Source organism: Tessaracoccus aquimaris, assembly GCF_001997345.1.
In the GTDB taxonomy this organism is placed as follows: Bacteria; Actinomycetota; Actinomycetes; order Propionibacteriales; family Propionibacteriaceae; genus Arachnia; species Arachnia aquimaris.
Map to the genome: position 1 here is coordinate 3,557,609 of NZ_CP019606.1, position 19,882 is coordinate 3,577,490.

Here is a 19,882-nt window from a genome sequence, read left to right on the forward strand (position 1 = left end):
TGAACGCGACCATGGTAACCATCGCATCGGCGGGTGGACTCATCGCTCCTCGTCAACCAGCGGCTCGGGGGACAGCGCGCTCGCCTGGCGCAGCATCGCGAACGCCGAAGGCCCGGCGGGGTTGATGGTGTCGACGAAGCGGAAGCCGTGGCGCTCGTACAGCCTGCGGCTCGCCTCGGTGGTCGCCTCCAGGTAGGCCGGCGACCTGCCCGCGTCGATCTTGGTGAGCCTGTCGCTCAGCAGGGCCGATCCGATGCCGAGCCCCTGATGGCCGGGGGCGACGGCGATATCGGTGAGGTACCAGTGAGGCTCCTCGGGACGGTGCGCGTCGAACTCGTGGTCGAGCGCCCTGACGTCGGCCAGGTGTCGCCAACCGACGGCCATCGCCTCGCGGAAGCGCTGGATGGGGTGGCTCTCGGGTGGGTGCGGCGCCTTCCAGATGGCGACCCCCGCGATGGCACCGCCGTCGACGCGCGCGATGTCGACCGTGCCGTGTTGGAGCGGCCCGGAGCGCAGCAGGGCCGAGTAGAACTCGATGAGGCGCGAGATGCGGTTCTCGCCGCGGATGATCGCCTTCAGCACGTCGTCCTCGCCGAGCGCCCGGCTGAGGAGTAGTGCGCACTCGTGCACGTCGCCGGAATAGGCCTGCGAGATGGATACGGTCATCGTGGTGCCCCCCATGCGGGAAGGTTACGGGAGCCTCGCCCGGCCGTGCGAGCCCTGGAGGGTCTCCGTGGCCCGCCGCGGGTCATGCCACCCGCTGCGGGTCATCCCTTCAGGTCGGACCAGAGCAGAAGTGGGTGCTCGACGAACCCGTTGCGAGCGTAGAGCTGGGCGCCGTCGTCGGTGGCGTGCACCGTGACGTGCTCAGCCCGACGGCGCGGGCGGTGTCGAGTACCGACCGCACCAGCGCGCCTCCGACGCCCTTCCCACGCCAGTGGGGGAGCACGTAACACGACTGCAGGTCGCCTGAGACGCGGGTCAGGCTGGTGGTGGTCGCGACCCGCGGCGTGAGCGCCAGCCATGCCATCCCGATGACGGTGTCGTCGGTGTCGACGGCGATGTGCGGTAGGTGGGTCTCGCGATGCTCACGCGCCCAGGCGGCCGCCGCGCGCATGTGGCGCTGCTCGTCGCCCGCGTCCTGGCCGCGCTCGCGGGTCCAGAGCCAGCGCAGCCTCACGACCCGCTCAAGTTCATGGTCGGCGGCGCGTCTGATCTGGAACCCGGACATGCAGGAAGTGTAGGTGCCGGTCAGGACGTGGTGGAGCGGTCGCGGGCCAGGTCGACGACGATCCGGGCCGGGTCGTGCGGGCGCTCGGGGTCGAACCAGAGCCGGGTCTCCTGGCCCTCCTGGACGGCGGAGCGTGGACCCTGTCGGAGCGGCTTCTGCACCCAGCGCTGGGTGCCGTGGTGGTCGCGGAAGGTGAAGGTGACCACCGTGATCGTCGTCCCTTCCAGAGACTCGTAGCCGCGGTTGCTGACGACCGCCGTCGTCTCGAACCCGTGCCTGACGATGTGGTCCCCGACGCGTTGCGCCCGCTCGCGCGCCCGGGCACCGACGATGCCGCCCACCGCGCACAGCGCGCCGAGGCCGGCCGAGACGGCGGCGAGCGTCAGGAGAACGGCGTTGCCCGGCGCGGTCCTCTCGATCGCCCAGAGGCCCGTCGCGCCGGCCATCAGGAACGCGGCGGCGCCGATCCCGAGGCCCATGTCGCGCCGCCTGATGATGCGGCCGAGCCAGACGAAGTTGCCGAGGAACCAGGCGATCATCCCGACCGCGACGCTTGCCTGGACCAGGACGGACGGGTCGCGCACTCCGTCCAAGAGGCCGATGCCTCCCCACCCGTAGCCGCAGCCGAAGCCGCCGACGGCGAGCAGCAGGATCGCTGTCACCACCGAACCGATGCCTGGCGGAGGCGCCTCAGCCTGGTCGACAGGGCTTGGATCGGTGAGGCTCACGCCTCCAGTGTCCCGGTGGGCGGCGCCGCGTGGAAAGGTCCTCGGCCGGCCGGCACCGAATGTTCAGCCAGGTGTCGCCGAACGTTCTCCGGGTGGCTCGACGCGCTCAGGGATTCGGCACGTCGTGGCCGCGTCGGCTCAGGAGCGGACCGACTTCTCCCTGGCCAGTTCGACGACGATCCTGCTTGCGTCTTCGGGCGGGAGGGGTCGAACCACAGCCGTGTGGCGTGACCCTCCTCGATGGCGTCGCGAGGGGTGACCCGCATGGGCTTCTGCACCCATCGCTGCGTTCCGAGGTGGTCGCGGTAGGTGAAGGTCACCATCGCCAAGGTCGGGCCCTCGATGGAGTCGAAGCCGCGGTTGCTGACGGTGGCAAGGGTCTCGAACCCGGTCTCCATCATCACCTTCTCGACGCGTTCCCGCCGCCTACGGGCCGACGCCCCGGCGAACCCCGCGAGCAGCATCAGCAGGCCGAAACCTGCGAGGCCGAGGACGATCGGGGTTGTGGGCGCGGCCGGGTACGCGGTGGACGAGAGCCAGACGCCGAGCGCCGCGGGCAGGAACGTCGACGCCGCGGCGTAGCCCAGGCCCATCTCCCGCCGTCGGATCACGCGGCTCCACCAGAACCCGTTGCCGACGATCAGGGCGAGTAGCCCGATCACCATGCACGCGATGATTTCCGGCGGTGTCAGACCGCGCCTCTCCTGAACGAGGTAGGTCATCGCGTAGCCGAGGCCGAAGCCGGCAACGGCGAGGAGGAGGATGCCGAAGACGACGGTGCCGGGGCCGGGCGTTGGGCGCGGTCCCCTCGCGATGGGGCGGGATCGGTGAGGCTCACCGCATCAGTGTCGCAAGAGGAGGGTCCGACTGGGCAGGGGTTCGCGGTCGGAGATGGTGATCCCAGGTCAGGATTCGCGGCAACTCCGGGGTGGTCGCCGGGTGCGGTGCTGGTCTGGCGTTGAGCATGTTTGGTTGTTCGTTGGTGCTTGGAGCGGGTTTGAACGTTCGAACCGGGAACGAGTTACCAAACATGCTCAAGGATTCACGTGAGCGACCGCTACCAGTTCCACTCGCGGTCTTGATCCCAGCACTCGATGACTCCCGAGTTCTCCGGCACGCCCGCAAGGGAGAGGTCGCGGCAGCTCGGGTAGTCCTGAAGAACGAAGACGCTCTCCCAGGTCCCTCCCCTGTCGGCCCAGATCACGTCTGCGCCGCCGCCGCAGTCCTCGTAGCCTTCAGCCCCCGCAATCCACCCAGTGCGGTGCACAGCCGTGATCCAGACGGTAGGGCGGCATTCGTCGTCCTCGGTCAGGAACTCTGCGGTAATTGCCTTGAAGCCCTGAGGTACTTCGTCAAGCGAGTCCAGGTCCGATGGCTTGTGAACGACAGCATCGAGAATCGTCCACCCGTCGTCCAGGACCGGCCAAGCAGGATTCTGGGTGGGGGACTCGACGGTGGGGGAAGGGGGTGCCGACTGGGCCGTTGGCGTCGGCGTGGAAGGCGGTGTCGGCTTCGCCGCTTCGGTCGGGGTCGGGTCGGGCGTCGGAGACGACACGCTGGAAGTCGATGGCGTCGGCGCGTGCGGTGACGGGATGTGCGAGGGCTCGGCGTCGTCGGAGTTGCCGGGGCGCATTACGAGGTACATCGCCAGGGCGGCGGCGAACGCCGAGACCAAGGCAGTGACGATCAGGATGTACGGGCTCAACGAGCCCGAACGGGGGCGCACGCCGTCGTGCTCCCCACTCCCCGAGAACGGGGCGTGTTCATTCATGGCGAGATGCTAGCGACGTCCTCCGCGCCGCCCGCGGCGACCCCCGTCAAGTCGATCTGACCGGTCGGAACCATGGTGAGGGCGCAAAAAAGGGGCTCCCGGACGGGAACCCCTGATTCAGTTCAACAGGGCTTTGACCTGCTGTGATGCTTGGCGCGCTCGGAGGGATTCGAACCCCCAACCTTCTGATCCGTAGTCAGATGCTCTATCCGTTGAGCCACGAGCGCTTGGGCAGTCACCAACTATACGCAGGTGCGCGGCGATCGGCAAAATGGGGGGTCCGGGTGCCCCCGACCAGGGCCGATGCGCCGACGGGGTAGTCGTGGAAGGATGGGGGTGTGACAGCTATCTGGGCCCACCGGGGCGCCTGCGCCTACGCACCGGAGAACACCCTCCCCGCACTTCAGGTCGCCCTCGAGATGGGCGCGGACGGCATCGAGGTCGACGTGCAGCGCTCGGCCGACGGACACCTGGTGCTCATCCACGACGAGACCATCAATCGCACCTCCAACGGCGTCGGCCGCGTCGAGCACCTGACGATGGAGGAGTTGCGTCGCTGCGACTTCACCAATGGCTTCGCTGGGCGTCGCAACGTCAAGATCCCGACGCTGCACGAGGCCCTCGAACTGCTCCGCCCGACGGGTGCCACGCTGAACATCGAGTTGAAGAACAACGTGGTGCTCTACCCGGGCCTGGAGAACGACGTGCTGCGCGTCGTCACGGAGATGGGGATGGCCGAGCGGGTCATCTACTCGTCCTTCAACCACTTCTCGCTCGCCAACCTCCGCGGCTCGGTCGGCCCCGAACACCTGGCGCTGCTGCTCAGCGACGGGCTGTATGACCCGTGGAAGTACGCCAACTGGTTCGGCGCCGGCTGGATCAACCCCGACCACTTCGCACTGCAGCAGCCCAACTATGTGTGGCTGGCGCACGAGGCCGGGGTCAAGATCGCGACCTGGACGGTCAACAAGGACGAGGAGGCCGTGCACCTCGCGGGCCTCGGCGTCGACGCGCTGATCACGGACTTCCCCGACCGGGTCGGCGAGGCCGTCCGCCACCCCGGCTACTACTGACGCCCGGGCGATAGGCTCGCCCACATGACCAGCAACCCGTTCCGACCCGAACTCTGGACCCCGGTCGAAGGCTTCGACTTCACCGACATCACCTACCACCGGGCCAACGACGTGCCTGCGGTCCGCATCGCGTTCGACCGGCCTGAGGTGCGCAACGCCTTCCGCCCGCACACCGTCGACGAGTTGTACACCGCCCTGGAGCACGCCCGCACGTCCTCCGACATCGGCTGCGTGCTGCTCACCGGCAACGGACCCTCTGAGAAGGACGGTGGCTGGGCGTTCTGCTCCGGCGGCGACCAGCGCATCCGCGGCCGTGCCGGGTACCAGTACGCCGAGGGTGAGACGTCCGAGTCGGTCGACGCCGCCAAGCTCGGTCGGCTCCACATCCTCGAGGTACAGCGCCTGATCCGCTTCATGCCGAAGGTCGTGATCGCGCTGGTCAACGGCTGGGCCGCGGGCGGCGGCCACTCGCTGCACGTCGTCGCCGACCTCACCCTCGCCTCGCGCGAGCACGCCAAGTTCAAGCAGACCGATGCCGACGTCGGCTCCTTTGACGCGGGCTACGGATCGGCTTACCTGGCGCGCCAGGTGGGGCAGAAGTTCGCCCGGGAGATCTTCTTCCTCGGCGACGTCCACGACGCCGAGGACGCGCACCGGATGGGCATGGTCAACCGGGTCATCGATCACGAGCGCCTGGAGGACGTCGGCCTCGAGTGGGCCGCCAAGATCTGCGGCAAGTCCCCGACCGCTCAGCGGATGCTGAAGTACGCGTTCAACGCGATCGACGACGGCCTGGTCGGCCAGCAGATCTTCGCGGGCGAGACCACCCGCCTTGCCTACATGACCGACGAGGCCGTCGAGGGTCGCGACTCGTTCCTGGAGAAGCGCAAGCCAGACTGGTCGCAGTTTCCCTACTACTACTGACCGGGACGCGACATGACCGACATCATCTGCGACATCGTGGCGGGGCGGCTCGACGCGGAGGTGGTGTTCCGCGACGACACGGTGATCGCCTTCCTCGACCATCGGCCCGTGTTCAAGGGACACGTGCTGCTCGCCCCGGTCGCGCACGTTGAGACGCTCACCGACGCCCCGGCCGAGCTGATCGGGCCGCTATTCCTCAGGGTGCAGCAGGTGGCCGACGCGATGGTCACGGCCCTTGAGGCCGACGGCAGCTTCACGGCTGTCAACACCGTCGTCAGCCAGTCGGTGCCGCACCTGCACGTACACGTCGTGCCCCGGCGGAAGAAGGACGGCCTACGCGGCTTCTTCTGGCCGCGCGTGAAGTACGCGGAGGGCGAGGCCGCCCAGTACGGCGACCTGCTGCGGGCAGCACTGGCGCGGTGATCCGAGGTTTCGACGCGGGCTGCGGCGCTTCGCGCCTTTGCCCGGCTCAACCAGCGACGCGACGCGCGCCGAGGCGCAAGGCCCCGGCGCGCGTCGCCAAAAGACCTTGCTACTCCTTCGTCGAGAACGCCGCGTCGAAGGCCGCCTCCGGCGGGTCGAACGCGAAGCTTCTGACGAAGCCCAACGCCTCGGGGGCGCCGACGAGGCGATCCATGCCTGCGTCCTCCCACTCGACCGACAGCGGACCGTCGTAGCCGATCGCGTTGAGCATCCGGAACGCGTCCTCCCACGGCACGTCGCCGTGGCCGGTCGAGATGAAGTCCCAGCCGCGGCGCGGGTCGGCCCACGCCAGGTGCGACGATAGTCGGCCGTTGCGGCCGTTGTTCATCCGCTTCTTCGTGTCCTTGCAGTGCACGTGGTAGATCTTGTCCTTGAAGTCCCACAGGAAGCCGACCGGATCGAGGTCCTGCCACACCATGTGGCTCGGGTCCCAGTTCAGGCCGAACGCCTCACGGTTGCCGATCGCCTCGAGCGCCCGGACGGTGGTCCAGTAGTCGTAGGCGATCTCGGACGGGTGCACCTCGTGCGCGAACCGGACGCCGACCTCGTCGAAGACGTCGAGGATCGGGTTCCAACGGTCCGCGAAGTCCTGGTAGCCCGCGTCAACCAGTTCCTGCGATGCTGGCGGGAACATCGCGACGTACTTCCAGATCGACGACCCCGTGAAGCCCGTCACGGTCTTCGCGCCAAGCTTCGCGGCGAGCCGCGCGGTGTGCTTCATCTCCTCGGCGGCGCGCTGCCGCACGCCCTCGGGATCACCGTCGCCCCAGACGACGTCGGGAAGCATGTCGCGGTGCCGCTGATCGATCGGATCGTCGCAGACCGCCTGGCCCTTGAGGTGGTTCGAGATCGTGAACACCTGCAGTCCGTTGCGTTCTAGCACCTCCTTCTTGCCCGCGATGTAGTCGTCGTCCTCCCAGCGCCACGGGTCGAGGTGGTCGCCCCAGCACGCGATCTCGAGACCGTCGTAACCCCAGTCGCCGGCGAGCTTGGCCACCTCCTCGAACGGGAGATCAGCCCACTGGCCGGTGAACAAGGTGATGGGTCGAGGCATCTTTGGCTCCTTCTGTTGCTTGGATTTGGGGGATCAGACCGAGGTCCAGGAACGGGACTCGGAACTGCGTTCGACGGCGTCGAGCACGCGCTGGACCTGTAGGCCGTCCGCGAACGTTGGCGACGGCTCCTTGCCTGCTGCGATGGCGTCCATCAGGTCGACGACCTGGTGCGAGAACGCGTGCTCGTAGCCGAGGCCGTGGCCTGCCGGCCACCAGTGCGAGATGTAGGCGTGCTCCGGTTCGGTCACGACGATCCGACGGAAGCCTGCGGTCTCCGCCGGCTCGGTCGCGTCGAAGAAGTGCAGGACGTTCATGTCCTCGAAGTCGTAGGCGAGCGATCCGAGCGAGCCGTTGATCTCGATGCGGATGGCGTTCTTGCGGCCGTAGGCGAAGCGGGTCGCCTCGTAGACGCCGATCGCGCCGCCCGACAGGTTCGCGAGGAAGGTCGCGGCGTCGTCGACGGTGACGGGACCCATCTCGTCACTCGCCTCGCCGGAGAGTCCCGAGAAGCTGGCGGGCTTCGGGCGTTCGGTGACGAACGTCTTGAGCGATCCCGACACCTCGGTGATCTGCTGGCCGGTGATGAACTGCGTGAGGTCGACGATGTGGGCGCCGATGTCGCCGAGCGCGCCGGAGCCCGCCTTCTCCTTGTCGAGCCGCCACGACAGCGGGGCCATCGGGTCGGAGATCCAGTCCTGCAGGTACTGGGCCCGGACGTGGCGGATCTCGCCGATGCGTCCGTCGGCGATCAGCTTCCGCGCCAGTTGCATCGCGGGCAGCCGTCGGTACGTGAAGCCGACCATCGCGAGCGTGCCGTGCTCCTCGAACGCCTTCGTGGCCGCCGCCGTCATCACCTCCGCCTCCTCGACGGAGTTGGCCAGCGGCTTCTCGCACAGCACGTGCTTGCCCGCAGCCAGCGCGGCGAGGGCGATCTCCTTGTGCGAATCACCCGGTGTGCAGATGTCGAACAGGCCGATGTCGTCGCGCTCGAGCAGGGAGCGCCAGTCGGTGCTCGCCTCCTCCCAGCCGAGCTTCGCAGCGGCGGCCTCGACGCCGTCCTTGTTGCGGCCTGCGACGACCCGCATCACGGGGGTGACCGGAAGGTCGAAGAAGTGGGGCGCGACGCGCCACGCTTGCGAATGGGCGGCTCCCATGAACGCGTAGCCGATCATCGCCACGCCGAGTTCCTGCGTCATGTCTGGGTCTTCTCCTGGAGTTGTGGTTCAGATGGTGGGGTTCGGGTGGTGTGCCGGGCCGACCTTGGTGAGGTCGGCCCGGCGGGTCGATGGATCAGGACTCGAACGCGTCGCCGATGTACTCGTCGACGTTGTCCTTGGTGACGGTGGGCGCGTAGAGCTGGACCTTGCGCGGCACCGTGTGGGACACGAGGTCGCCCATGGACTTGTTCTGCGCCACGAGGCGGGCGAGACGGATGCCGTCGGCTGCCTGCGTGGACGGGTAGATGACGGTGGCGCGCAGGACGGTGTCGCCGTCCTTGATGTGCTGCATCACGTTCTTGGAGCCTGCGCCGCCGACCATGAAGAACTCGTTGCGCCCGGCGGCGTCGATGGCCGCGAGAACGCCGACGCCCTGGTCGTCGTCATGGTTCCAGATGGCGTCGATCTTCGGCGCCGACTGCAGCAGGTTCGCCGTGGCGGACTCGCCGCCCGCGACGGTGAAGTCTGCGGCGACCCGGTTCGAGACCTTCAGCCCGCAGTCGCCGAGCGCGTCGGCGAAGCCCTTGGAGCGGTCCTGCGTCAGCGGCAGGTTGTCGATGCCCGCGATCTCGGCGACGATGGCGTCCTTCTTGCCGTCGAGCTGCTCGCAGATGTAGGTGCCCGCGCTGACGCCCATGCCGTAGTTGTCGCCCAGGATGGTGCTGCGCGCCGCGAAGGGGCTGGAGAACTCGCGGTCGACGTTGAGACGGGGATGCCCGCCTTCATGGCCTCGAGTGAGATCTCCGTCAGCGCGTCGCCGTCGAAGGGCAGCAGCACGATCGCGTCGACCTTGTCGTTGATGAAGCCCTCGATCTGGGAGATCTGCAGCGACACGTCGTTGGTGCCCTCTGCGAGCTTCAGTTCGATGTCGGGATGCGCCTTCGCCTCGGCGACGGCCGCCTTGGTGATGGCGCCCATCCAGCCGTGGTCGGCTGCGGGTGCGGAGAAGCCGATGACGACCTTCTCACCCTCGGCGTCGTTCGGGTTGCCGGTGGCGTTCTCGGCGGGCGCGTTGGTCTGGTTGGGGGCGGGCGTCTGTTCGGCGGGCTTCTCGTTCGAGGTGCAGGCCGTCAGCCCGATGCCGAGCGCCGCGGCGCTCAGCAAGGCAAGGGTGATGCGAGGCATCTTTGACTTCGTGGACATCGATTCTCCTTTGAACGGGTCCGTCGGGTTGGTCGCCTGGCCGGGCGGCTAGGCGGTCTTCTCGCGCGCCGCGAACCGCTGTTGCAGAAGCACGGCGGCGACGATGATGGCGCCCTTGGCGATCGCCTGGGCGGAGATGGACATGTTGTTCTGCACGAACACGTTGGTGAGGGTGGTGAAGAGCAGGACCCCGAGGGTGGTGCCGACGATGGTGCCGCGGCCGCCTGCCAGCAGCGTTCCGCCGACGACGACCGCCGCGATGGCGTCGAGTTCGTAGAGGTAGCCGGTGGTCGAGGACCCGGAGTTGGTGCGGCCGACCATCATGAACGCGGCGATGCCCGCGGTCAGGCCGCACAGCGAGTAGACGTAGACGAGGTGACGCTTGACGTTGATGCCCGCCAGGCGCGCCGCCTCGGGGTTGCCGCCTACCGCGATGGTGCGTCGACCGAACGTCGTGCGGTTGAGCAGGAACCAGCCGATGACGGCGACCACCAGGAAGATCCAGACCAGGTTCGGCACGCCAAGGAAGGAGCCACGCATCACCGTCTTGAAGTCGGCGACGTCGACGATCTGGGTCTGCCTGTTGGAGATGATCTCCGCGACGCCGCGCGCCGACACCATCATGGCGAGGGTCGCGATGAAGGCCACGATGCGCCCGTATGCGACCAGGATGCCGTTGACGACGCCGCAGCCGAGGCCCACCATCATGGCGGTGAAGGGGATGATCAGCCAGGTGGACGTCTCGGCCATCTGCTGCGTCGCGACGGTGGTCGACCAGATGGTCGCCAGCCCCAGCACGGCCCCGACTGACAGGTCGATGCCGCCGGTGGTGATCACGAAGGTCATGCCGATCGCCAGCACTCCCATCGCGGAGGCGAGGCGGAGGATGGTCAGCACGTTGTCGATGTTGGCGAACCGCTCGCCGGAGGTGGCGATGCCGACGATGATCAGCAGGACGAGCGCCACAACGAGGCCGATGTTGCGGAACCAGGAGCCCGACGTGAGGGGTTGTCTGGCGCGGGGAGGGGCTGAGGCCTGGTTGGCCTCGGCCGCCGACGGGGCGTCGCTCATGCCGCACTTCCTTCCATGACGAGGTCGAGGATGTCCTCTTCGGTGAGTTCGGTCGCGGGCTTCTCCGCGACGACCTTGCCGTCTGCGATGACGAGCAGTCGGTCGGACAGGCCGATGACCTCGGGCAGTTCGCTTGAGACCACGACGATGGCCGTGCCCGCGTCGGCCAGTCGGTTGATGAGTTGGTAGATCTCGGTGCGGGCGCCGACGTCGACGCCGCGGGTCGGCTCGTCGAGCAGCAGCACGCGGCAGCCGTGCTCCAGCCAGCGGGCGAGGATCAGCTTCTGCTGGTTGCCTCCGGAGAGGGTGCGCGCCCTGCGTCGGACGTTGACGGGGCGCAGGTCCAGCGTCTTTGCCTGCTCCTCGCTCGCTCGGCGCTCGGCAGGTTCGTTGAGCAGGCCGAGTCGCGCGAAGCGTTGGAACGTCGACAGGGTGATGTTTCGGAAGATGGCCTCGTCGAGGATCAGCCCCTGGCTCTTGCGTTCCTCGGGGCACAGGCCGACGTCCGATCGCACGACCGCGGGCACCGAGCCCGGCCGAACCGGCCGCCCCTCGACCCGGACCGTGCCGCTCGTCGCCTTGCGTGCCCCGTAGATCGTCTCGAGGATCTCGGACCGGCCCGAGCCGACGAGGCCCGCCAGGCCGACGATCTCGCCCGGCCGCACGTCGAACGAGACGTCCTCGAAGACGCCGCGCAGCCCCAGGCCCTCGACGCTCAGTAGCGGGGCGCCCTCGTCGGGGACCGTCTCGCGGCGCGGGATGGCGTGCTCGACGTTGCGTCCGGTCATCAGACGGATGACCTCGATCGACGGGGTCGACTCGACGGGCAGGTTCCGGCCGACGGTCCTGCCGTCCTTGAGGACGGTGATCCGGTCGCCGATCCTGCGGATCTCGTCGAGCCGGTGGGAGATGTAGACGATCGCGACGCCCTGGTCCTTCAGCGCGGCGACCACGCGGAACAGGTTGTCGACCTCCTCGGAGTCGAGGACTGCTGAGGGCTCGTCCATCACGATGATCTTGGCCTTGTGCGACAGGGCGCGGGCCATCGAGACGATCTGGCGGCCCGCGGCGGACAGCGTGCCGACCTCGCGGGTCGGGCGGATCTCGGGGTGGCCGAGCAGCGCGAGGATCTCACGGGTCCGGACGATGGCCTCGCGGCGCTTGGAGAAGCCGACGGTGGAGAGTTCGTGGCCGAGGAAGACGTTCTCGGCCACGGTGAGTCCGTCGACGACGTCGAGTTCCTGGTACATGGTGGCGATGCCGAGGCCGAGCGCCTTGACGGGGCTGGCGATCCGCACCTCCACACCCTCGAGGGCGATGGTGCCCGCGTCGGGTTGGTGCGCACCGGAGAGCACCTTGATGAGCGTGGACTTGCCCGCGCCGTTCTGGCCGAGCAGGCAGTGCACCTCTCCGGAGCGGACCTCCAGATCCACGCCGTCAAGGGCCTTCGCCCCCGGGAAGTGCTTCACGATGCCGCTCATCTCGAGCAGCGTCGATTTTGTGTCACCATCGACCATAAACGGAAACTACCACGCACGATGCTCCATGCGAGCCGGTTCGCAAGCATCGTTATCCAGGCGCTATCTCGCCCCACCCGAAGGGCGGTCGGTCCGACTCCTGTGCTCAGGCGGTCAGCGCGAGGGCGAGCAGCGCTGCCGACATGACGATCTCCAGGATGCCGATCTGGGCGGGGGTTCGCTTGGCGCGTGGCATCCACCACGCCCGGGCGACCAGGGCGAGCGCCCACACGATCCACGGCCAGCCGAGCCAGCCCAGCACCACCGCGACGATCGTCGCCGCGGCGAGCACCGCGTGGTAGCCGACGGACCTGGCCGCCGAGGCGGGGTCGTTGCGTTCCCGGATCAGGGCCTTGACGTGCATCACCGTCCCCACGAAGTACAGCGTCACCGCGACCATCACGGAGGCCTCCGTCGCGGTCAGCGCGGGCGCGCCCGGCCACAGCCTCAGCACGCCCATCAAGCCGCACGACGCCACCACGGTGAGGGCGCCCGAGGCGAGGCTGCGCTCCCGCTTACTTGCCGCCAGCCACAGCGAGGTGCCGAGCACCACCGCGTACGGCGGCACCCACCACAGCAGCGGCCAGCCCTTCACCACCAGCGTCGCGATCCCGAACACTGCCGCGCCCGCCGCGTAGGAGATCAGCGGAGGGTAGTAGCGGGAGCGTCGCTTCGCTGGGGACTTGAGCGTCAACGTCGCGGCGTTGAATGCGAAGTATCCGATCAGCCAGGTGAGGCCGAGGAACAGGTCGCCGAGGTCGAGGGGTCGGACGCGGTACGCCATGGCAAGCCCGGCAAGGTACGGGACCACGATCATGGCCCACGCTCCGTGCTGCTGGGGCACCCACCCGGTCGACTTCGCCACACGCCCACGCTATCTGATCGCCCGATGGGCTCCGACTGTCGGCCCCCGTGTTTAGGCTGTTGTCATGAACGACATCCACGCCTGGCTGCTCGACTCCGACCCCGCACTCGCCTGGCAGGTCGAACGCGACCTGCTCGCTGCTGACCAGCAACGATGGCAGTCGACGCGCGACCGGGTCGCGACCGAGGGCTTCGGTGCGCGACTGCTCGCGCTGCAGGATGAGGACGGGCAGTGGGCTGGCGGCGCGTTCTTCCCCGCCGGGTTCGGCTTCGGTAACGACGAGGAGGGGCAGCCGTGGACGGCGACCACCTGGTCGCTGAACACGCTGCGCGAGTACGGCGTCGACGCCGAGCATCTCAAGGGAACCGCAGAACTGCTCGACGCCAACAGCCTGTGGGAGTACGACGACCTTCCCTACTGGGGAGGCGAGGTCGACGCGTGCATCAACGCGTTCACGCTGGCCAACGGCGCATGGCTCGGCGCAGACGTCACCGCGCTGCGCGACTGGTTCCCGGCACACCAGATGGACGACGGCGGCTGGAACTGCGAATGGGTCGACGGGTCGACGCGATCCTCTGTCCAGTCGACGCTCAACTCGTTGAAGGGGATGCTCGACTACGAGCAGCGCACCGGCGACGAGACACTGCGGGCCTCACGGCTCCGTGGTCAGGAGTACCTGCTGGAGCGACGGCTGCTGTGGCGGCTCTCCGACGGGGAACTGATCGCCCCGTGGGTCGACAAGTTCGCCTACCCGTTCCGCGCCTTCTACAACGCGCTGACGGCGCTCGACTACTTCCGGGCCGCGTCGCTGCACGACGATCTCGACCCGGACCCGCGGTTGGCGGACGCCGTCGAGGTGTTGCGTGCCGATCGGCAGCCAGACGGAACGTGGCTGCAGGCGCGCAGACACCCGGGAGACGTGTGGTTCGAGGTCGACGTCGAGGGCGGCGAGCCGTCGAAGTGGGTGACGTTCCACGCGATGCGCGTCCTCGACTGGTGGGACGCGGCGCGGTGAGGCGCTACTCGGCCAGCCCGTAGAGGCGGTCGCCCGCGTCGCCGAGGCCGGGCACGATGTAGCCGTTCTCGTCGAGTCGCTCATCGACGGCCGCGACCACCAGCGAGCAGGGCACCTGAAGGTCCGAGAGCAGCCCCTGCAACTTCTCGATGCCCTCAGGGGCGGCGAGCAGGCAGATGCAGGTGATGTCGTCGGCACCCCGGTCGACCAGGAACTGGACGGCACCCCGAGCGAGCCGCCGGTGGCGAGCATCGGATCGAGCACGTAGCACTGGCGACCCGACAGGTCGTTGGGGAGCCGCTCCGCGTAGGTCATCGGCTGCAGGGTCTCCTCGTCCCGGATCATGCCCAGGAAGCCGACCTCGGCCGTCGGGACGAGCCGCAGCATGCCGTCGAGCATGCCGAGCCCCGCGCGCAGGATCGGCACCACGAGAGGTGCCGGCTGCGCCAGGCGGGTGCCGTTGGTCGTGGCGATGGGGGTCTCGATCTCCACGTCGTTGACGCGGACGCCGAAGGTCGCCTCGTAGGCGAGCAGAGTGACGAGTTCGTCGACGAGCTTCCGGAAAACCGGCTGCGGTGTGCTCTTGCTGCGCAGCAGCGTGAGCTTGTGATCGACGAGGGGGTGCTGAACGACGCGTACTTCCACGAGCCAACCTTCCCACATCCGGGCAAGTGCGCGAATGGTTGGGGGGTGGGAGGTGTGTCTTCGGGGGTGTCGTGCAAGGATGGAGCCTCACTGGAATTGTCGGGTGGAAGGAGCCAGCCGTGGACGTGTTCGATGACGACGCGGAGCCGTTCGATCTGAAGGACGACGCGGACGCCGCCGACGACGACTACGACGACGATGACGACTTGGAGGACGCGTCTGAGGACGACGTCGACCTGGTCGTCGCGCTCTACCGCGAGGACGGCAAGCCGACCGCCGTCCCCATGGACTTCGACCTGGCCAACGACCTCGAGGAACTGATCCGCCAGCTCACCCGACTGCCCGGCGACTCAGGCGCCGACGGGTGGGTGTCGATCAACGGCGAGTTCTTCGTGATCTGCCGCGTCCGGGGCCGCACCGTCGAGGTGCTGCTCTCCGACGTGACCGCCGCCAACGACTGGCCCATCGCCCGCGATGTTGTCGACTACCTCGGCGTCGAACTCCCCGACGATGACGACGAGCCGACCCCGCTCGGCGACCTGGAGATGTACGCGGCAAGCGGCATCCGGGCCTTCGAACTCGAGGCGATCACCACCGACTACGACGAGGACTCCGACGAACTGCTGCACCGGATCGCCGAGCGGCTGAAGGTCGCAGACGAGTTCGAGCGGGCCGCCGAGGCCTTCGACGACTGACGTTGGGCACCCGCTGGCACGACCCGATGCGGCTCGCCCTCGGCGAGGCCGAGGCTGCCGCACGCCACGGGGACGTCCCCATCGGGGCGGTCATCCTCGGCCCGGACGGGACCGTCATCTCAGCCGCGGGGAACGAGCGTGAACTGCACGGCGACCCGACGGCGCACGCCGAGGTCGTCGCGATCAGGCGCGCCGCGGAGGCACTCGGGGAGTGGCGCCTTAGCGGCTGCACCCTGGTCGTCACCCTCGAGCCATGCACCATGTGCGCGGGGGCGATCGTGGCATCCCGGATCGAGCACCTCGTCTTCGGCGCGTTTGACGAGAAGGCGGGCGCGGTCGCGTCGCTGTGGGACGTCGTGCGCGACCCGCGGCTCAACCACCGCCCGACGGTGACCCCCGGCGTCCTTACCGCCGAGTGCTCGGCGCTGCTCGACGCCTTCTTCCGCGCCCGGCGCTGACCTCACCCCGACGGGCCTCGCCCATCGGGGTCTGCTGCCGGCCGCCGCGCGACCTTAGTGTCCTTGGTGGAGCACGGAGTCGCTCGAACCCGGAGGCGGCCATGACGAGTCGAGAGTCCCCCCTGCGTGAGGCGCTGCTGCGGCAGCGCGTCCTGGGGATCGTGCGCGAGGCGAGCGAGGACGCCGCGGTCGCGTCGGCGTCGCTCGCCCTGACGAAGGGCCTCTCCGTGATCGAGGTGTCGGCCACCACCCTGGGATGGGACGCGGCCATCAGACGACTCCGCGAGCGCTTCCCGGACCGCAGGCTCGGCGTCGGCACGGTGCTGGACGCGGCCATCGCGGAGCGCGCGCTGGAGGCGGGGGCCGACTTCCTCGTCACGCCGTCGATCCCCACCGACCTCCGAGCCATCCTCGGCCTGGGTGCCGAGGTGCTGCCCGGGGTGTTCAGCCCCACCGACGTCGGCCGCGCGCTGGAGTTCGGGCTGGGGATCGTCAAACTGTTCCCCGCCGCGGCCCTCGGGGTCGGCTATCTCGGGGCCCTGGCCGGGCCGTTCCCCGGCGTCGACGTCGTCGCGGTCGGAGGCATCGGAGCGGACACTGCCGGCGACTGGCTCGCCGCGGGCGCGCTCGCCGTCGGACTCGGATCCAACCTGGCTGACTGGACGCCGACGGGCCCGACATGATCGACGTCGTGACGCTCGGCGAGGTGCTCGCCTCGTTCCGGATGGACGGCCCGCTGCGGGTCGGCACCGCCGCCGCGTTCTCGTTCGTGGGCGCGGAGAGCAACGTCGCCGTCGGCCTCACCCGGCTGGGACATCGCGCCGCCCTCGTCGGTGCGACCGGAGCGGACGCGCTCTCGCTGGCCGTCCGCCGCGGCCTGGCGGGGGAGGGCGTTGACTGTTCCCGGCTCCGCATCGACCCGGACCGTCCCGGCGCGGTGGTCGTGCTCGACGCGCCGCTGGCCGGGGTGCGGCGGGTCAGTTACCTGCGCACCGGGTCGGCCGGCTCAGCGCTGACCGACGAGGACGTCGCGTCGGTGGTGGAGTTACGGCCTCGGATCCTGCACGTGTCGGGCGTGACCTGCGCGCTGGGGGAGTCTGCGGCGCGGGTGGTTGAGCGCGCCGTCACCGCGGCGCGGGAACGTGGCGTGCTCGTCAGCCTGGACCTCAACTACCGCTCGTCACTCTGGGGGCCCGACGACGCGGCGGCCGTCCTCGGCCCGCTTGCCCGGAGAGCGGACGTCCTGTTCGGGTCGGAGGACGAGTTGGCGCTGGTCCTCGGCTCCGCGGCCGACGGCGAGGCGCTGAGCCGCCTCGGCCCGAGCCAGGTGATCGTCAAGCGCGGCCCGGCGGGAGCGTCCTGCATCATCGACGGCGCGGCGCCCGTCGAGGCGCCGAGCGTGGCGTCATCCATCGTCGACCCGGTCGGGGCAGGCGACGCGTTCGCCGCCGGCTACCTGTCAGGGCTCTTGATCGATCTGGCCCCGGCGGAGCGGCTCGCGCGCGCCAATGCGGTGGCGGCGTTCGCGCTCGGCAACCAAGGCGACTGGGAGGGGCTCCCGCGCTTGGACGACCTGCGGTTCGCCGGGATCGTGGACGAGGCGGTCCGCTGAACCGTCAGGGGGCGAGGGAGCGGACGGTCCGGAAGCCTACGTTGCCGGAGGCCGAGTCGGCGGTGGTCGACGTGCGCGCCGAGTTGCGGTACCGGTTGCAGTACGAGATGTGGCAGAGGTAACTGCCGCCGCGCATCACCCGCAGCGCCTCCGGGTCGGCCTGATCGGCGTCGGGAAGCCACGTGTCGTGGCACCACTCCCACACGTTGCCGACGCTCTGCCACAGCCCGTAGCCGTTGGGCGCGAAGGTGTGCACCGGGGCGGTGGTGAGGTAGCCGTCCTCGCAGGTGTTGACGGTGGGGAAGCGGCCCTGCCAGATGTTGGCCCGCCAGCCGCCCTCGTCGACCTCAGCATCGCCCCACGGGTACTTGGCGCCGTCGAGGCCGCCCCGCGAGGCGTACTCCCATTCGGCCTCGGACGGTAGCCTGCGGCCGCACCAGGCGGCGTAGGCGGTGGCGTCACGCCAGGTGACCTGGACGACGGGGTGGTCGTCGAGGCCGTCCAACGATGACAGCGGACCGGCCGGGTGACGCCAGTCGGCGCCGCGCACGACGGCCCACCACGGCGTGCCGGACGCCGCTCCGAGCACGTCGCGATCGTCGGCCCGGACGGCCAGGTGGAAGACGGGGGAGATGCCGAGGTCCTCGGCGTCCGTCACGTAGCCGGTGGCCGCGACGAACTCGGCGAAGGCGGCGTTGGTGACGGAGGTGGAGTCGATGCCGAAGGCCGCCACGTCGACTCGGCGGATCGGCAGTTCGGCGTCGCCGGGGTTGGCGTCCCCCGACGAGTCGCCCATCGCGAACTGCCCGGCCGCCACGAGCACCTCTGCGGGGTGGTGCTCTGCGCGACCGGTGGCCGCCATGGGCGTGCGAGGCTCCGCCGGTGAGGTGCGCGGGACGCCGCCCGCGCAGCACTGCGCGCCCGAACCGTCGTCCATCGTCATCCCGCCTCTCATCCCGGCCAACCTATCCGGTTGGCTTACAGGTCGTCCTCGATCGGCAGACGCATGTCGGGCTGTGCCTTGCGGAACACGGCGGACACGATGACCGCGAGCGCGCAGATCGTGACGCTCACCAGGATGCCCCCGTGGCCGCCGCGGGCGTCGATCGCGATGCCGGCCAGCGCTGAGCCGATCGAGGTGCCGAGGAGTTGCCCGGTGCCGATCCAGCCGAAGGCCTCCGCGGTGTCGGAGAAGTCGACGGCCCGGGCGATCACGGACGACACGGCGGCCAGGGCCGGGGCGATGCCGAGCCCGGCCACGAAGAGGGCGATCGCCAGCCCGATGAAGCCCGACGTGGCCGTCGCGACCGCGAAGCCGCTGACGACGACGAGCAGTCGGAGAGTCAACGACCAGCGGGTGAGCTGGCGGTTCCCGGCAAGCAGTCCGCCGAGCAGCGACCCGATCGACGAGATGGCAAGCACGAGGCCCGCGTTGATGGAGCCCTCGCCGAACGTGGCGACCACCGCGGCCTCGATGGAGGCGAACGAGCCGATCATGAGCATCGAGGCGAACATCATCAGCACGACCGACGGGTTCTGCAGCACCCTGCCGAGCTTGCGGGTGGCCACGGGGATGTTGAGTCGACGCACCCGCGGGGCGAGCGCGAACAGCAGGCCTCCCGCGACCTGAATGCCGACGACCACCAAGAGGGCCGTCGACGTCCCGAAGGCCGCGACGAGCAGGGTGATCAGCACCGGCCCGAACACCCAGATCAGCTCCTGCAGGGCCGCGTCCAGGTTGAACAGGGCGGTGAGCATCCGCTGGGGCGCCAGGATCGGGTACAGGGTGCGGACGGCAGGGATGACGGGCGGCATCGCGGCCCCGCCCAAGGCAGCCAGCGCCGCGAGGCCCGCCAAGGGCAGGGGGAGAGCCGCAAGCAGGGCGAACGACAGCGACGAGATGGTCAACGTGAACAGAAGCACCCGTGTCGTCCCGAACCGGCTGAGTTGACGCGACACGATGGGGCCGGCGATGGCCATGCCGATCGAGAAGGCGGCGAGCACGATTCCGGCAGCGGTGTAGTTTCCCTGGCTGTGCTCCACGTGCATCAGGAGGCCGAGCGAGTACATGCCTGCGGGGAAGCGCGCGGCGAGCTGGGTCCCAATGACGAGAGCGAGACCGGGAATCTTCATCAGGGCCACAAAGTCGCGCACCGGCCCACTCTAGTCGCGCCCCGTCTGGGCCCATAACCGCGCTCGGGGCGAATTGGTCAAACCGGACACGACTCGGTAAAATCGCTCTCGGTGATGTGACTGAGCGGCCGAAAGTGCTCGCCTCGAAAGCGAGAGTAGGGAAACCTACCGGGGGTTCAAATCCCTCCATCACCGCCGCGAGATGAACGAACCCCCGGTAGCGACACCGGGGGTTCGTTTACGTCT

General features: G+C 69.1%; 20 protein-coding genes, 2 tRNA genes and 3 pseudogenes. 9 read left to right on the forward strand and 16 right to left on the reverse strand.

Going from position 1 to position 19,882, the window contains the following annotated elements; translation table 11 throughout:
• Positions 1-39: 39 nt before the first annotated feature.
• The 6 genes from BW730_RS16160 to BW730_RS16185 form a co-directional block, all read right to left on the reverse strand.
• On the reverse strand, positions 40-681 hold the full coding sequence (locus BW730_RS16160; RefSeq protein ID WP_077687169.1) for a GNAT family N-acetyltransferase: 642 nt from the start codon (positions 679-681) through the stop codon (positions 40-42).
• Between the two features lie 94 nt (positions 682-775).
• Positions 776-1,231, reverse strand: coding sequence for a GNAT family N-acetyltransferase (locus BW730_RS16165; RefSeq protein WP_077687170.1), 456 nt, complete (start codon positions 1,229-1,231; stop codon positions 776-778).
• A 20-nt stretch (positions 1,232-1,251) separates the two neighbouring features.
• A complete protein-coding gene (locus BW730_RS16170; protein ID WP_077687171.1) occupies positions 1,252-1,959 on the reverse strand; it encodes a hypothetical protein in 708 nt (235 codons plus the stop codon).
• Positions 1,956-2,681: a hypothetical protein gene (locus BW730_RS16175; RefSeq protein ID WP_145952927.1), complete on the reverse strand. Its 726-nt coding sequence runs from the start codon at positions 2,679-2,681 to the stop codon at positions 1,956-1,958. The genes BW730_RS16170 and BW730_RS16175 overlap by 4 nt, the downstream gene beginning before the upstream one ends.
• A gap of 335 nt (positions 2,682-3,016) precedes the next feature.
• Entirely contained in the window at positions 3,017-3,730 is a 714-nt protein-coding gene (locus BW730_RS16180; RefSeq protein WP_077687173.1) for a hypothetical protein, read from the reverse strand.
• A 151-nt stretch (positions 3,731-3,881) separates the two neighbouring features.
• Positions 3,882-3,957, reverse strand: a tRNA-Arg gene (locus BW730_RS16185).
• A gap of 111 nt (positions 3,958-4,068) precedes the next feature.
• On the opposite strand from BW730_RS16185, the gene BW730_RS16190 reads away from it, so the two are divergent.
• From BW730_RS16190 to BW730_RS16200, 3 genes are read left to right on the forward strand one after another with little or no spacing between them, the layout of a single operon-like run.
• A complete protein-coding gene (locus tag BW730_RS16190) occupies positions 4,069-4,803 on the forward strand; it encodes a glycerophosphodiester phosphodiesterase (protein WP_077687174.1) in 735 nt (244 codons plus the stop codon).
• 24 nt (positions 4,804-4,827) lie between these two features.
• Positions 4,828-5,727, forward strand: coding sequence for a 1,4-dihydroxy-2-naphthoyl-CoA synthase (locus BW730_RS16195; RefSeq protein WP_077687175.1), 900 nt, complete (start codon positions 4,828-4,830; stop codon positions 5,725-5,727).
• A gap of 12 nt (positions 5,728-5,739) precedes the next feature.
• On the forward strand, positions 5,740-6,150 hold the full coding sequence (locus BW730_RS16200) for an HIT family protein (RefSeq protein ID WP_077687176.1): 411 nt from the start codon (positions 5,740-5,742) through the stop codon (positions 6,148-6,150).
• 109 nt (positions 6,151-6,259) lie between these two features.
• Here the strand turns inward: BW730_RS16200 and BW730_RS16205 are convergent, their stop codons facing one another.
• The 7 genes and pseudogenes from BW730_RS16205 to BW730_RS16230 all read right to left on the reverse strand — a co-directional run bounded on the left by BW730_RS16205 (position 6,260) and on the right by BW730_RS16230 (position 13,078).
• Positions 6,260-7,264 carry a sugar phosphate isomerase/epimerase family protein gene (locus tag BW730_RS16205; protein ID WP_077687177.1) on the reverse strand — a complete coding sequence of 335 codons (1,005 nt, stop codon included), beginning with the start codon at positions 7,262-7,264 and terminating at the stop codon, positions 6,260-6,262.
• Positions 7,265-7,297: 33 nt separating this feature from the next.
• Positions 7,298-8,461: a Gfo/Idh/MocA family protein gene (locus BW730_RS16210; protein ID WP_077687178.1), complete on the reverse strand. Its 1,164-nt coding sequence runs from the start codon at positions 8,459-8,461 to the stop codon at positions 7,298-7,300.
• Between the two features lie 94 nt (positions 8,462-8,555).
• Positions 8,556-9,164: pseudogene (locus BW730_RS16215) on the reverse strand (substrate-binding domain-containing protein); the annotation flags it as partial.
• A gap of 65 nt (positions 9,165-9,229) precedes the next feature.
• Positions 9,230-9,625: pseudogene (locus tag BW730_RS20190) on the reverse strand (substrate-binding domain-containing protein); the annotation flags it as partial.
• A 48-nt stretch (positions 9,626-9,673) separates the two neighbouring features.
• Entirely contained in the window at positions 9,674-10,696 is a 1,023-nt protein-coding gene (locus BW730_RS16220; RefSeq protein ID WP_077687179.1) for an ABC transporter permease, read from the reverse strand.
• The gene (locus BW730_RS16225; protein ID WP_226996865.1) at positions 10,693-12,213 is read right to left on the reverse strand and encodes a sugar ABC transporter ATP-binding protein; all 1,521 of its coding nucleotides are present in this window, start codon (positions 12,211-12,213) and stop codon (positions 10,693-10,695) included. The genes BW730_RS16220 and BW730_RS16225 overlap by 4 nt, the downstream gene beginning before the upstream one ends.
• Positions 12,214-12,319: 106 nt before the next feature.
• The gene (locus BW730_RS16230) at positions 12,320-13,078 is read right to left on the reverse strand and encodes a YwiC-like family protein (protein ID WP_077687180.1); all 759 of its coding nucleotides are present in this window, start codon (positions 13,076-13,078) and stop codon (positions 12,320-12,322) included.
• 64 nt (positions 13,079-13,142) lie between these two features.
• On the opposite strand from BW730_RS16230, the gene BW730_RS16235 reads away from it, so the two are divergent.
• On the forward strand, positions 13,143-14,093 hold the full coding sequence (locus tag BW730_RS16235) for a squalene cyclase (RefSeq protein WP_077687181.1): 951 nt from the start codon (positions 13,143-13,145) through the stop codon (positions 14,091-14,093).
• A gap of 4 nt (positions 14,094-14,097) precedes the next feature.
• On the opposite strand, the pseudogene upp reads toward BW730_RS16235, so the two are convergent.
• A pseudogene (upp, locus tag BW730_RS16240) lies at positions 14,098-14,756 on the reverse strand (uracil phosphoribosyltransferase).
• Between the two features lie 101 nt (positions 14,757-14,857).
• On the opposite strand from upp, the gene BW730_RS16245 reads away from it, so the two are divergent.
• From BW730_RS16245 to BW730_RS16260, 4 genes are all read left to right on the forward strand, one after another.
• Positions 14,858-15,433, forward strand: coding sequence for a tRNA adenosine deaminase-associated protein (locus BW730_RS16245; protein WP_077687182.1), 576 nt, complete (start codon positions 14,858-14,860; stop codon positions 15,431-15,433).
• 26 nt (positions 15,434-15,459) lie between these two features.
• The gene (gene tadA / locus BW730_RS16250) at positions 15,460-15,891 is read left to right on the forward strand and encodes a tRNA adenosine(34) deaminase TadA (protein ID WP_077687703.1); all 432 of its coding nucleotides are present in this window, start codon (positions 15,460-15,462) and stop codon (positions 15,889-15,891) included.
• A 101-nt stretch (positions 15,892-15,992) separates the two neighbouring features.
• Positions 15,993-16,574 (forward strand): bifunctional 4-hydroxy-2-oxoglutarate aldolase/2-dehydro-3-deoxy-phosphogluconate aldolase, encoded by a 582-nt coding sequence (locus tag BW730_RS16255; RefSeq protein WP_077687183.1) that lies wholly within the window; start codon positions 15,993-15,995, stop codon positions 16,572-16,574.
• The gene (locus BW730_RS16260) at positions 16,571-17,503 is read left to right on the forward strand and encodes a sugar kinase (protein WP_077687184.1); all 933 of its coding nucleotides are present in this window, start codon (positions 16,571-16,573) and stop codon (positions 17,501-17,503) included. Before BW730_RS16255 ends, BW730_RS16260 begins: the two co-directional genes overlap by 4 nt.
• A 4-nt stretch (positions 17,504-17,507) precedes the next feature.
• Here BW730_RS16260 and BW730_RS16265 read toward each other — a convergent pair whose 3' ends face one another.
• Together BW730_RS16265 and BW730_RS16270 are read right to left on the reverse strand one after the other, a co-directional pair.
• Positions 17,508-18,440 (reverse strand): formylglycine-generating enzyme family protein, encoded by a 933-nt coding sequence (locus tag BW730_RS16265; protein WP_226996866.1) that lies wholly within the window; start codon positions 18,438-18,440, stop codon positions 17,508-17,510.
• Between the two features lie 41 nt (positions 18,441-18,481).
• Complete coding sequence (locus tag BW730_RS16270) at positions 18,482-19,657, reverse strand: MFS transporter (RefSeq protein WP_145952928.1); 1,176 nt, start codon at positions 19,655-19,657, stop codon at positions 18,482-18,484.
• A gap of 89 nt (positions 19,658-19,746) precedes the next feature.
• On the opposite strand from BW730_RS16270, the gene BW730_RS16275 reads away from it, so the two are divergent.
• Positions 19,747-19,831, forward strand: a tRNA-Ser gene (locus BW730_RS16275).
• Positions 19,832-19,882: the final 51 nt, after the last annotated feature.